Source organism: Maritimibacter sp. (assembly GCF_016774595.1).
Taxonomy (GTDB): Bacteria; Pseudomonadota; Alphaproteobacteria; order Rhodobacterales; family Rhodobacteraceae; genus Maritimibacter; species Maritimibacter alkaliphilus.
Genome location: NZ_JACBWT010000001.1, coordinates 325,424 through 337,977 on the forward strand (window position 1 = coordinate 325,424; position 12,554 = coordinate 337,977).

A 12,554-nucleotide genomic window follows, 5' to 3' on the forward strand; every position below is an offset into this window, starting at 1 on the left:
GCCAGCCCTCTCGCGCTCTCCCGGGATATTTCGGACCGGAAAGGAATTGTTAAGGTTAATGGCCTACGGTTGATTCACGGTACAGGCTGGGAAGCCGATGGCCGTGACCGGAAAGCCCCCGGGCATCCCCCGGGGGTGGACCCGTCCTCTTTCCGGTCCCAAATATCCCGGGAGGTCCGGAGGGCTGGCCCTCCGGATCCGGCGTCAGCCGGATTGATGGACCGCCGAGACCTCGGCTCGGATGATCCGCGCGATCTGAGCGCAGTCGTCGAGTGAGAAGGTGAGCGGAAGCCTCAGGTCGAGAATCCCGCGCAACACGCGGTCGGAGGCCGGCATCGGCGCGGACGGCGCATATCGCCAGCTGTCGTAGCGCGAGGTGAAGCCGACAGGCTCGGCCGCCCCGAACCATTTGAGCTCGACGCCCTTCCCCGCGCAACGCGACACGACATCCGTGATTTTCGCCCCGTCCCAATCGAGCAACAGGAACTGGAACGAGGACATGACGTAGTCTTCCGCCTCCGGCCGCTCCACGATGGTCAGACCGGGAGTTTCGCGAAGCCCGTCCTCGACCACGCGATACCGTTCGTTCCAGCGGGCGCATCGAGCGTCCAGATCGGCGAGTTGCGGGCGCAGGATCGCGGCGCGCAGATTGTCCATCCGGCCCGACACGTTGGGCGTGTCGTATTTCACCCGCTCGAAGACCTCGGGCCCCGGCGCGGCGAGGTGGCGTCCGTAGAGCATGTAGCTGCCAGACAGCATGACCGCGCGGGCCGCGATGTCTTCGTCGTCGGTGATGAGCAAGCCGCCCTCGCCGGAGTTCATGTGCTTGTAGGTCTGGGTCGAATAGCAGCCGATATGACCCGAACGTCCGGACAGCACGCCGTTCCAACGCGCGCCCATGGTGTGCGCGCAGTCCTCGATCACGGTCAGGCCATGGGCCTCGGCCAATGCCATGAGCGCGTCCATGTCAGCGAGATGCCCCCGCATGTGGGAAAGCATGAGCACGTCGGACTGGCCCGCTTTCGCCGCAAGATCCTCGAGGTCGATGACGAGGCTTTCGGTCACGCCGACGAAGACCGGGACCGCGCCGACCGATGCGATGGCGCCGGGCACCGGGGCCAGCGTGAAAGCGTTGGTCAGAACCCGGTCGCCGGGCTTCACCCCCACGGCCCGCAGCGCGGTGGCCAGCGCGTAGCCGCCCGACGCCACGGCGAGGCAGTATTTCGCCCCCGACCAGTCCGCGAATTCGCGTTCGAGCAGCGCGACCTGGCTCTCCTCCCCCGGTGCCGTGTTGTAGCGGTGCAGCCGGCCCGACCGCATGACGGCGACCGCCGCGTCGATCGCCGTTTCCGGGATCGGCTCCTGCTGGGTGAAATTGCCTTTGAAGGTCTTGCTCATGGCCCGGACATTGCGCGGGGTCTGCGGTGGGGTCAACTGCCCTCAGCCGATCAGGCGCGCGACTTCGCGGTCGAGATCGTCATAGTGATCGAGTAGCCCCTCTGGCGCGAGATCGGCGACACCCCGCCCCGACGGCCCGAAGGTGATGAGGAGCGAGGGCACCCCCGCCGCGCGCGAGGTTTCGCGATCCGTCACGGTGTCGCCCACAAGAAGCGATCGCGTCACTTCGCCGCCAGCCTGTTCGACCGCCGCCACGAAGGGGGCCGCGTCCGGTTTCTTGACCGGCAGCGTATCCGCGCCGATGAGCGAGGCGAAGAGGCTGCGCACGCCGAGGCGGGTGAGCAGCGTTTCAGCGAGCCCCTCCGGCTTGTTCGTGCAGATGCCGACCGCATAGCCGCCGGCCCGAAGCCGTTCGACGGCGGCCACCGCGCCGGGATACATCACCGTGTGGTTGTCGATGTTCTCGCCATACCATTCGAGCAGATAGGGGTAATCCCGTTCCACCTCGGCCGCGCCCAGCCCAAGCCGGTCATAGCCCAGTGTCAGCATCGCGCGCCCGCCGCGAAAGGCCGTGGCTGCATCCGCCACGGGGTCGAGCAGATCGCCATGGCCCGCGCGCGAAAAACAGGCGTTGGCGGCGCAGATCAGGTCACGCGACGTATCGGCGAGCGTTCCGTCCAGATCGAAAATCACCGTTTTCATGCCAAAGCCCCGCTCTTTCAGACGCACCCATTGCGTGATACGCGCCGAGGGGTAAAACGAGGTGACAGAGAAGAAAAGAGCAGACGCATGGCCACCGCCCTCATCATCCTCGCTGCCGGACAGGGCAAGCGCATGAATTCCGACCTGCCGAAGGTGCTGCATGAGTTGGGCGGCGCGCCGCTGTTCGCCCATGCGCTGTCCGCCGGATCGGCGCTCGCCCCGGATCGGATCGTGCTGGTCGCTGGCAACGGGGCCGAGGCCGTTTCGGCCGCCGCCACCATGCTCGACGACGAGATCGAAGTGGTGTTGCAGGAGGATCGGCTTGGCACGGGTCACGCCGTGGATCAGGCCCGCGCCGCACTTGCCGGGTTCGACGGGGACGCCATCGTCCTTTACGGCGACACGCCTTTCATCACGCCCGAGACCCTTGAAGCGATGATCGCCGCACGGCGGGGTGGCGCGGATGTGGTCATCCTCGGGTTCGAGGCGGCCGACCCCAAACGGTACGGCCGCCTTGTGATGGACGGTCAGGAGTTGCGCCGGATCGTGGAGTACAACGACGCGAGCGACGAGGAACGCGCGATCACCCTGTGCAACTCCGGCGTGGTCGCGGCGGATTGCGCCACGCTCTTCGACCTGATCTCGGGGCTGTCGAACGAGAATGCGGCGGGCGAATACTACCTCACCGACATTGTCGAGGTCGCGCGCGAAAAAGGCCTGCGTGCCGAAGCCGTGACCTGCCCGGAGGCCGAGACGCTCGGCATCAACAGCCGCGAGGAACTGGCGGCCGCCGAAGCCCAGCTTCAAGCGATCAAGCGGGCCGAAGCCTTCGAGAACGGGGTCACGCTGGTCGCCCCCGACACCGTGTTCTTCGCCCATGACACCTTCATCGGACGCGACGCCGTGATCGAACCCAACGTGGTGTTCGGCCCCGACGTGACCATCGAATCCGGGGCGCGGATCAAGGCGTTCAGCCATCTTGAAGGCTGCCATGTCAGCGCGGGGGCCGTCGTCGGCCCCTTCGCCCGTCTGCGCCCCGGCGCGGAACTGGCGGAAAAGGCCAAGGTCGGCAATTTCGTCGAGATCAAGAACGCGCAGATCGCCGAGAGCGCCAAGGTCAACCATCTGTCCTATATCGGGGACGCCACCGTCGGCGAGGCCGCGAACATCGGCGCGGGCACGATCACCTGCAACTATGACGGCGTGTTCAAGCATCGGACCGAAATCGGCCCCCGCGCCTTCATCGGGTCGGACACCATGCTCGTGGCCCCGGTGCGTGTGGGCGCGGACGCCATGACCGCCACCGGCACTGTCGTCACCCGCGACATCGAAGACGGGGCGATGGGCGTGGGGCGTGCACGGATGGAGGTGAAGCCGGGCTTCGCCGTGAAACTCTTTGAAAAACTTCGCGCCCGGAAGGCCGCAAAAAAAGGTCATTAAGCATGTGTGGTATTGTCGGCGTCCTTGGCACGCACGAGGTTTCCCCCATCATCGTCGAGGCGCTCCGGCGGCTTGAATACCGTGGTTACGACAGCGCGGGGATCGCGACCATTCAGGAGGGCGGCGTGCTCGACCGTCGCCGCGCCGTGGGCAAGCTCGTGAACCTGTCGGATGAACTCGTCCACAATCCCCTCCCCGGCAAGGCGGGCATCGGCCACACCCGCTGGGCGACCCACGGCGGCGTGACCGTGCCGAACGCGCATCCGCACAAGGCGGGACGTGTGGCGCTGGTCCACAACGGGATCATCGAAAACTTCGCCACTTTCCGTGCCGAGCTCGAGGCGGGCGGATATGCCTGCGAAAGCCAGACCGACACCGAAACCGTGGCCGGGCTGGTCAACGTCCTGATGGATCAGGGCAAGACGCCCGTGGAAGCGGTGCGCGCGGTGCTGCCGCGACTGGAAGGGGCCTATTCGCTCCTGTTCCTGTTCGAGGGCGAGGACGACCTGATGATCGCCGCCCGCAAGAACTCGCCTCTGGCCATCGGGCATGGCGACGGCGAGATGTATGTGGGGTCCGACGCCATCGCGCTCGCCTCGGTGACCGACCGCGTCACCTATCTGGAGGAAGGCGACTGGGCCGTCATCACCCGCGCGGGCGCGACGATCTATGACGAGGCCGGGAAACTGGCCAACCGCGAGGTTCGCAAGGTCGCGCTCAGCGCCACCCGGATCGAAAAGGCGGGCTACAAACACTTCATGATGAAGGAGATCGCCGAGCAGCCGACCGTGGTGGACGCGGTGTTCGACGCCTATCTCACCCCGGACGGCGACGCGATCACGATGGACCTGCCCGGCGTCGACTTCACCAAGGTCAGCCGCGTCTCTATCGTCGCCTGTGGCACCGCCTATTACGCGGGCCTCGTCGCGAAATACTGGTTCGAACGCTACGCCCGCCTGCCCGTCGACCTCGACGTGGCCAGCGAGTTTCGGTATCGCGAGCCGCCGTTCCCCGATGGCACGTTGTCGGTCTTCGTCAGCCAGTCGGGCGAAACCGCCGATACGCTGGCCGCGCTTAGATATTCCGACGGGAAAGCCGCCAAGATCGTCAGCCTCGTGAACAGCCCCGAAAGCTCGATCGCGCGCGAAAGCGATGTGGCGGTGGCGATCCACGCGGGCGTCGAGGTGTCGGTGGCCTCAACCAAGGCCTTCACCGCGATGCTCGCGACCTTCGTGGTCATGGTGCTGAAGGCCGCCGTCGAGCGGGGCGAGATGGACGCGGACACGCTGGCCGAACGGTTGACGGACCTGCGCAAACTGCCGGGGCTGATGAGCCACGCGATCTCCATCGACGGGGAGTTGAGCAAGGCGGCGCGCAAGGTGGCCCAAGCCCATGACGTACTCTTCCTCGGGCGTGGGCAGATGTTCCCGCTGGCCCTTGAAGGCGCACTGAAACTCAAGGAAATCAGCTACCTGCACGCCGAAGGTTATGCATCGGGTGAACTCAAACACGGCCCCATCGCGCTGGTCGACAAGGAAACGCCCACCGTGGTTCTGGCCCCCCATGACGGGCTGTTCGAGAAGACCGTGTCGAACATGCAGGAGGTCATGGCGCGGGGTGGCCGGGTGCTCTTGATTTCGGACGCGCGCGCCATCGCTCAGGCGGGCACCGGCGTCTGGCGCACGATCACGATGCCCGACGCGCCGGAACTGATCCAGCCGATCCTCTACGCGATCCCGGCGCAGCTCCTTGCCTATCACGCCGCCATCGCCAAGGGGACGGACGTTGACCAGCCCAGAAACCTCGCCAAATCGGTGACGGTGGAGTGACCTGCGGGGAGTGAGCCATGGCCAAGCAGTTCGACCGGATCGAAGACGCCCATAAGCGGTTCATCGAAGATCAGCACATCTATTTCGTGGGCTCGGCGGCGCGCGAAGGGCGCGTCAACGTCTCGCCCAAGGGGATGGATTCCTTGCGCATCATGGGGCCGAACCGGATCGTCTGGCTGAACCTCACCGGATCGGGGAACGAAACCGCCGGGCATCTGCGCGACGTGAACCGCATGACGCTCATGTGGTGCAGCTTCACCACCCGCCCCCTGATCCTGCGCTGCTATGGCACCGCCGAAACCGTGCATCCGCGCGACGCGGGATGGGACGACCTGTATGCGCTGTTCGACGACCACGCGGGCGCGCGGCAAATCTACGACATGACGGTCGATCTGGTGCAGACCTCCTGCGGCTATGCGGTGCCGTTCTTCGACAATCCGCGTGAACGCGACACGCTGACCAAGTGGTCGGACGACAAGGGCGCGGACGGGATCGCGGCCTACTGGGAGGAAAAGAACCGCTCCACCATCGACGGTGCGGACACGGGACTGTTCGAATGACGCTGGACGAGGCGCTTGCCGATCTGCGCGCCCGGATCGAACCGGGCCGCGCCGAAGGGGCCGCCGCCTATCACAAGGTGGAGCGCGAATACCTTGGCGTGACCAACCCGGCGATCAACGAGATCACGACGGGCTGGCGCCGGACCCTCACCGTCGACGAACGCGTGACGCTGGCCGATGCGCTCTGGCGGACCGACATCTACGAGGCGCGACTGGCCGCCGCCAAACTGTTGACGCAGGCCCGGATCAAGGGCGACGACCCGGTGTGGGCGCTGATCGTGTCCTGGGTGCCGGATTTCGACAGCTGGGCGATTGCCGACCATGTGTGCATGGCGGGGCAGAAACGGCTGGTGGCCGATCCGACGCGTGTGGACACGGTCGAGGGCTGGACCACCTCCGACCATATGTGGACGCGCCGCGCCGCGCTCGTCATCACCCTGCCGTGGACCAAGCAGAACCACCCCAAGCCCGAAGACCTCGCCATCCGCGACCGGGTTCTGGGCTGGGCGGCGACCTATGTCGACGACCGCGAGTGGTTCATCCAGAAGGCCGTCGCATGGTGGCTGCGCGACCTGTCCAAGCACGACCCCGACCGCACCCGCGCCTTCCTCGACGCTCATGGCGACCGGATGAAGGCATTCGCGCGCAAGGAAGCCGGGAAATACCTCGCTTGACAGTTGTCGTTGCAACGAACTCCGCCTAACGTCCGCGAAAATCAGATTTGGAGGATCGAATGACTGACCTGACACCCCCGTTCCGCGCCGATCACGTCGGATCGCTTCTGCGCCCCAAAGCCATTCAGGCCGCCCGCAAGAAGCATTTCGAAGAGGGCAGCCTGTCGGCGGACGAGCTGAAGGCGGTCGAGGATGCCGAGATCCCCGCGCTCATCAAGATGCAGGAAGAGGTGGGGCTGAAGGCCGTGACCGACGGCGAAGCGCGTCGCTCGTTCTGGCACTACGATTTCATGGGGATGCTGACGGGCCTCGACCTCGACGAACGGGACGAGGGCGTGCAGTTCGCGGGCGTCAAGCTGCGCCCGATCTTCCCGACGATCACACAGAAGCTGGACTTCCCCGACGATCACCCGATGCTGGACCACTTCAAATTCGTGGCCGCGAACACCAAGGTCGTGCCGAAAATCTCGATCCCCGGCCCGTCCTGCTGCCACTTCCGCACCGCGCCCGAGGACATCCATCCCGAGGAATACAAAGACCCCGAAGTGCTGATGGCGGACATCGCCGCGACCTACAAGAAAGCGGTGACCAAGTTCTACGAGGCCGGGTGTCGTTACCTTCAGATGGACGACATCTTCTTCGCCTATCTCTGCGACCCCAAGCACCGGGCCGAGAAACAGGCCAACGGGCAAGACCCCGACTGGCTGATCCAGAAATACAGCTGGATGATGCGCGAGGCGATCAAGGACCGGCCCGCCGACATGACCATCGGGATGCATATGTGCCGGGGCAACTTCCGCTCGACCCATGCGGCCGAAGGTGCCTATGACCTCGCCGCCGAAGCGATTTTCGACACCGGCGTCGACATCTTCTTCATGGAATACGACACCGACCGCGCGGGCGGGCTGGAGCCTCTGGGCCTGTTGCCCAAGGGCAAGCAGCGCATCCTGCCCGGCTTCGTCACCACCAAGACGCCCGAGCTGGAAGAGATGGACTGGCTCAAGTCCAAGTTCGACGAGGCGTCGAAATACGTCGATATCGACCAGCTCGGCATCGCGCCCCAGTGCGGCTTCGCCTCGACCGAAGAAGGCAATGCCGTGACCGAGGACGACCAGCGCCGCAAGCTGGAGCTGATCGTGCGCTGCGCCGAAGAGATCTGGGGCGGCGTCTGAGGCCGAACGCACCCAAACATTCAAATAAGACCAAACGTGTCGCCGCGCCCCCGGGTGCGGCGACATTGTTTTGACGGGGCGGCAACGGCGCGGGCAGCTGTTTTCCCCGCAATCGCCGGTCGGAACAGCGTTCTTTCAGACCGACGATCCCGGCCGGTTTTTTCCTTGTTCGGCGCATTTTCTCCGGCCAAAGGGAACAATCATTCCAGATCGGGGGAAGCGCGATGTTCGAAAGCCTTGGATTTGAAACGCTCACCGCACCGCAGGTCGCCGTGATGTTCGGCGCCCTTGTCGGGGTTTTGTTCGGCGTGCTGGCCGAGCGCACGAAGTTCTGCTTCCGACGCGCCGTCGTGGGGCAGGATCGCCGCGCCGCCGCCGGGGTCTGGTTCATGGCGCTGGCGAGCGCGCTGATCGGCACGCAGGCCGCCGTGGCCGCCGGGCTGATCGCGTTCGACGATCACCGCTTCATGACGGGCGATCTGCCGATCCTCGCCATCCTCATAGGGGGTGCCCTGTTCGGGGCGGGCATGGTGCTGGCCCGTGGCTGCGCGTCGCGCCTGACCGTGCTGGGGGGCACCGGCAACCTGCGCGCGCTGTTCGTGATCCTCGTCTTCGCGGTCGTGGCACATGCCACGCTGAAGGGCGTTCTGGCCCCGATCCGCACGTCGCTGGGTTCTGTCACCCTGCCCTTGGGCGACGCGGTCAGCCTTGCCGCCCTGCCCGGTGGTGCGCTGTTGTGGTCCGCCGTGATCGCGGTGGCGGCGTTGGCCGTGGCCCTGCGGTCCGGCAACCGCCCCGGCACGCTTTTGCTGGCCGCGCTTCTGGGTCTGCTCGTTCCGCTTGCCTGGGTGGGCACGGGATACGTGCTCTATGACGATTTCGACCCGATCGCGATGGAAAGCTTGTCGTTCACCTCGCCCGCAACCGAGGCGCTGTTCTTCACCATCGCCTCGACCTCGATCCCGGCGGGTTTCGGCACGGCGCTGATCGGTGGCGTCCTTGTCGGTGCCCTGCTCGCGTCGCTCGTGTTCCGCAGCTTCAAATGGCAGAGCTTCACCTCCCCCCGCGAAACCGGGCGCTACGCTTCCGGCGCGGCGCTCATGGGGATCGGGGGCGTGCTGGCGGGCGGCTGCACCGTGGGTGCGGGCCTGTCGGGCGTGCCGACCCTGTCGCTCGCGGCGATCCTCGCCCTCGTGGCCATCGCGGGCGGCGCCCTCGTCGCCTCCCGCGCGCTGGGAGAGGCCGCCCCGCGCGGTCTGGCCGTGCCCGCCGAATGACCCTGCCGAGCGGCTGATCCTAGTGCGGGATCAGCCGTTTTCGCACCGTCCGGCCCGCAAGCCAGACCAGCAGCACGACGGGGATGACCAGCCCGGCGGTCCACCACACCTTGTCCACGTGCAGCGCACTGGCGACGGGGGCGGTCAGATAACCCAAAAGACTGACCGCATAATAGCTGATCGCGACCACCGACAGCCCTTCGACCGTCTCTTGCAGCCGTAGCTGCAAGTCGGCCCGCCGATCCATCGATTCCAGCAGCGCCTTGTTCTCGGCCGAGCGTTCCACATCGACCTTGGTGCGCAGCAGGTCACCGGCGCGGATCGCGCGTTCGGCCATATCATGCAACTGCCGCTCGACCGCCTTCACGGTGCGCATCGCCGGATCGTAGCGGCGGGTCATGAATTCGCGAAAGGTCTGACGCCCGTCCCAGCGTTCCTCGCGCAGCACTTCGATCCGCTGGTTCACGATCGCCTCGTAGGCCGCCGTCGCCCCGAACCGGAACGAGGTTTCGGCGTTCAGACGTTCCAGATCGGCCGAAATGCCGAGAAGCTTCTGCAACCGGGCCTCGGAGGCGGTCGTCTCGCTCCCCATGTCCGCGACGAGACGCGACAGCTCGTCGCCCATTTCGCCCAGCCGCCCCTGTATCGCGCGCGCTCGGGCCAGCCCCAGCATGGACATCTGCTTGTATGTCTCGATCTCGCAGATCCGCTGCACGATCCGCCCGATCCGGCGCGGCGAACAGTCGTCTCCGGCGAAGAGCGCGAACCGCGCATGTCCGCCTTCGTCGATGCGGAAATCCCCCGCCATGATGCCCGCTTGGTCGAGCACATGGGTCGCCGCCATGCTTTCGGGCACGAACCACCTGTCGATCTTCGCCCGAATCTCGTCGTCCGAAGGCATCCGCTCCACCCGGATCAGGGCCGAGGTCATGCGCACGCCCGGCGCTTCGGCCAGCCAGTCTTCGGGAAACACACCGAAATTCTTGCCGTCGAAGGGCGTATCGGAATTGCCGTCACCGAAGATCGTGTAGGTCACGAATTCCGTGTGGCTTTCCCACTTCAGCCGATATTTGCCCAGATCGCCGAAGAAATGGTTGGCCCCCGGCTTGGGGTGCGCCGTGCCGTAGCGGTCGAGCAGATCGGTCAGATGCGCCACGTCTGCCGACCGATCCCGCCCCGCCGCGTTCTCGGGCCGTTTGATGGCGAGGTAGACGGCAAAGCACGGTGCGTCGAGGGTGGGGAACGGGCGGGCATGCAGCTCGTTCGCCAGCGCATAGCGCAGCGGATGGTCTTCGATGGTGGCCATGTCCCGGTCCCGTTCGTCGCGTTTCGTTTCACGAGGTTACGCGAAGTCAGGGCACCGATACAGTGGTCGATTGTCGCGCTGGGGTGGCGGCGAATGCGCCACCCCGGCCAAGGGCTTAGAGGACCACGACGTCCAGCGGCGGGAAGCCGTTGAAGCCGACCGACGAGTAGGACGAGGTATAGGCACCCGCGTTGCGGATGATCGCACGGTCGCCCGATTTCAGCGTCATCGGCAGCATGATCGGACGCTTTTCGTACAGCACGTCGGCGCTGTCGCAGGACGGACCGGCAAGGATGCAGGGCCCCATCTCGTCGAAATCGCGCGGCGTGGCGATCTGGTAACGGATCGCTTCGCCTTCGGTCTCGGCAAGGCCCGAGAAGCGGCCGATGTCGAGGTAGACCCAGCGGTGCATGTCGTCGTCGGATTTCTTCGACACCAGCAGCACTTCGGCAATGATCGCGCCGCACTCGGCGACAAGGCCACGACCCGGCTCGGCCATCACACGCTCGACCATGCCGAAACGCTCGGTGACGAGTTCCATCACGCGGGCCGAATAGGCTGCGGGCGCGTCGATCGCTTCGCCGTAGAAGGCCGGGAAGCCGCCGCCGATGTTCAGGAGGTCGAGGTCGAAGCCTTCGGCCACGGCGCGGTGCCAGATCTCGGCCACGGCGTCGAGGACACCGATCCACATTTCGGCGCGTTTGGTCTGCGAACCCACGTGGAACGACAGGCCGACGGGTTTGAGGCCCAGTTCGACCGCATAGGCCATGAGCGCGATCGCTTTCTCGCCACGGCAGCCGAATTTGCGGCTGAGCGGCCAGTCGGCCTGGCTGTTTTCCACGATCATGCGGATGTAGACTTCGGCGCCCGGCGCGTGCTCGGCGATCTTCTCAAGCTCTTCTTCCGCGTCGGCGGCGAAGAGGGTCACACCGGCGTGCCAGGCGAACGCGATGTCGTTCACCTTTTTCACGGTGTTGCCGAAGGAAATGTCCGCCGGGTCCGCACCTTGGCTGAGGCACAGCTCGATCTCGGCGCGCGAGGCCGCATCGAAATGCGAGCCGATGTTCACGAGGCGCTCGATGATTTCGCGGGTCGGGTTCGCTTTCACCGCGTAGTGAATGTTGGCGCGGCCCAGACCCTGCTTGAGCTGATGGTACTGGAATTCGACACGGTCCACGTCGAGGACGAGCGTCGGACGGTCCACGGACATCGACTGAACAGCGGATTCGAGACGGGTGATCGGGGCGAAATCGCCCTGTGCAACGTAGGTCATGTCTATCTCCAATAGACAGGGGTGCAGTACCCCAAGGTTCCAAGTGGAGACGTTACCGTCGCTGCATAAACGCGTGCCGATCCATCCTCGCAGCCCCTTTTGGCGGGGGGGCGCTCATATGGTCTGCCGGTCGTGGCCAGAGGCGCGTGCGTTGGCGTCTTGAATTGCGCATTTGGGGCATGTGTTGAGTCGTTGCAAGAGTTTTTGAATCCGTGGGTGAAATTTTTTGAAAACCCGCTTATGCGGAACACATGGCGAGATTGATCCTGTTCAACAAACCCTTCGACGTGCTGTCGCAATTCACCGACACCAAGTCCCCCTCTCCGCGCGCGACGCTGTCGGATTACATTGATGTGCCAAAGGTTTACCCGGCAGGACGGCTTGACCGCGACAGCGAGGGGCTTTTGCTTCTGACCGATGACGGACGGTTGCAGGCGCGCATTTCGTCGCCCAAGTCGCGCACCCCGAAAACCTATCTCGCGCAGGTCGAAGGGGCACCGACCGACGCCGACCTCGACCCGTTGCGCAAGGGTGTGACGTTGAAAGACGGTCTCACCCGCCCCGCCGAGGTGCATCTGATCGACCCGCCGGACCTGTGGGAGCGCGATCCGCCCGTCCGCTATCGAAAAAGCGTGCCGGATCGCTGGATCGAGCTCACCATCACCGAGGGGCGCAACCGGCAGGTCCGGCGCATGACCGCCGCCGTGGGTTTTCCCACTCTCCGGCTCGTGCGTTGGCGCGTGGGCGACTGGTCGGTCGAGGGAATCGCACCCGGCACGTGGCGCGACGCGCGCTAGGCCGGGATACCGACCCTATCCTTTGGCACAGGTCGCGGGCCACATTGGTGCCGCGTTCGACCCGTCCGGTCCCAAGGATGCCATGGACGGGTTATCCTGCCCCTTTTTCGTCACCAATCGCCGAGA

11 protein-coding genes are annotated in these 12,554 nt (G+C 65.5%); 7 read left to right on the forward strand and 4 right to left on the reverse strand.

The window, feature by feature from the left end:
• Positions 1–204: 204 nt before the first annotated feature.
• A complete protein-coding gene (locus HOY44_RS01725; protein WP_287432671.1) occupies positions 205–1,398 on the reverse strand; it encodes a DegT/DnrJ/EryC1/StrS family aminotransferase in 1,194 nt (397 codons plus the stop codon).
• A 42-nt stretch (positions 1,399–1,440) separates the two neighbouring features.
• Complete coding sequence (locus HOY44_RS01730; RefSeq protein ID WP_287432672.1) at positions 1,441–2,100, reverse strand: HAD-IA family hydrolase; 660 nt, start codon at positions 2,098–2,100, stop codon at positions 1,441–1,443.
• 87 nt (positions 2,101–2,187) lie between these two features.
• Here HOY44_RS01730 and glmU point away from each other — a divergent pair, with 87 nt between their 5' ends.
• The 6 genes from glmU (at position 2,188) to HOY44_RS01760 (ending at position 9,052) form a co-directional block, all read left to right on the forward strand.
• Positions 2,188–3,540, forward strand: a complete 1,353-nt coding sequence (glmU, locus tag HOY44_RS01735) for a bifunctional UDP-N-acetylglucosamine diphosphorylase/glucosamine-1-phosphate N-acetyltransferase GlmU (RefSeq protein WP_287432674.1) — start codon at positions 2,188–2,190, stop codon at positions 3,538–3,540.
• Between the two features lie 2 nt (positions 3,541–3,542).
• A complete protein-coding gene (glmS, locus tag HOY44_RS01740; protein ID WP_287432675.1) occupies positions 3,543–5,369 on the forward strand; it encodes a glutamine--fructose-6-phosphate transaminase (isomerizing) in 1,827 nt (608 codons plus the stop codon).
• A 17-nt stretch (positions 5,370–5,386) separates the two neighbouring features.
• Complete coding sequence (locus tag HOY44_RS01745) at positions 5,387–5,929, forward strand: pyridoxamine 5'-phosphate oxidase family protein (protein ID WP_287432677.1); 543 nt, start codon at positions 5,387–5,389, stop codon at positions 5,927–5,929.
• Complete coding sequence (locus HOY44_RS01750; protein WP_287432678.1) at positions 5,926–6,603, forward strand: DNA alkylation repair protein; 678 nt, start codon at positions 5,926–5,928, stop codon at positions 6,601–6,603. Before HOY44_RS01745 ends, HOY44_RS01750 begins: the two co-directional genes overlap by 4 nt.
• A gap of 59 nt (positions 6,604–6,662) precedes the next feature.
• On the forward strand, positions 6,663–7,775 hold the full coding sequence (locus HOY44_RS01755) for a 5-methyltetrahydropteroyltriglutamate--homocysteine S-methyltransferase (protein ID WP_287432679.1): 1,113 nt from the start codon (positions 6,663–6,665) through the stop codon (positions 7,773–7,775).
• Positions 7,776–7,999: 224 nt separating this feature from the next.
• Positions 8,000–9,052 (forward strand): YeeE/YedE family protein, encoded by a 1,053-nt coding sequence (locus tag HOY44_RS01760; protein ID WP_287432680.1) that lies wholly within the window; start codon positions 8,000–8,002, stop codon positions 9,050–9,052.
• Between the two features lie 19 nt (positions 9,053–9,071).
• On the opposite strand, the gene HOY44_RS01765 is transcribed toward HOY44_RS01760, so the two are convergent.
• Positions 9,072–10,358, reverse strand: coding sequence for a DUF3422 family protein (locus HOY44_RS01765; RefSeq protein WP_287432681.1), 1,287 nt, complete (start codon positions 10,356–10,358; stop codon positions 9,072–9,074).
• Between the two features lie 115 nt (positions 10,359–10,473).
• Positions 10,474–11,631 carry a type III PLP-dependent enzyme gene (locus HOY44_RS01770; protein ID WP_138422842.1) on the reverse strand — a complete coding sequence of 386 codons (1,158 nt, stop codon included), beginning with the start codon at positions 11,629–11,631 and terminating at the stop codon, positions 10,474–10,476.
• Between the two features lie 251 nt (positions 11,632–11,882).
• On the opposite strand from HOY44_RS01770, the gene HOY44_RS01775 reads away from it, so the two are divergent.
• Positions 11,883–12,428, forward strand: coding sequence for a pseudouridine synthase (locus HOY44_RS01775; protein WP_008327859.1), 546 nt, complete (start codon positions 11,883–11,885; stop codon positions 12,426–12,428).
• The last annotated feature ends 126 nt before the right edge of the window (positions 12,429–12,554 follow it).